Raw genomic sequence first — 559 nt, 5'->3', positions numbered from 1 at the left:
TAGATTCAATCCTGAGCAGCTTAGAGGCATTGAGACGTTCAGAAGTAGATTATTTATGGATAGACAAGAGTTTGTCCGTTATTGCGTCTCTGAGACGCTTAGAGAGCTTTTTAAAAGGGATACTGAATACAACAAGGAGATTGAACGTCTTAGGTCTGAAAATTCAGAGCTAAAAAAATGGATTTTAGATAATCATTAAAAATCTAAGCGATAGCGCTATTTGTTCTATGGTTTGTTCTATGGTTTGTTGGAGTGATAAAAATGCACCTAGGTCTAGTGATAAATTTACACCTAGGGTGGGTGCAAAATCACACCTAGGTAAGTTCATATTTGCACTAGGTTAAAAATGTGGTATGTTCTTTTCAACAGACGCAAAAAAACCGCCATTACAGGGCTGCAACCCTAGGCGGATTCTTAATGAATCAGGGATATTATGGCACATAAGAAATCACGGAGCCAGTTTGACATTATGCCCCCTCTCTATGACGCTATAGCTGAATCAGACTTAACAGCACCTCAAGCGCATTTGCTTTTAACCCTTTTCAAGTTCGTTGATGGT

At 38.8% G+C, this 559-nt stretch carries 1 protein-coding gene; it reads left to right on the top strand.

The window, feature by feature from the left end:
* A partial coding sequence (locus tag R7E78_RS29265; RefSeq protein WP_318059037.1) for a hypothetical protein occupies window positions 1-199 on the top strand: 199 nt, incomplete at its 5' end.
* Window positions 200-559 lie beyond the last annotated feature (360 nt).

This window comes from Vibrio sp. YT-19(2023) (assembly GCF_033337395.1).
This window is presented reverse-complemented; position numbering and strand designations above follow the sequence as displayed.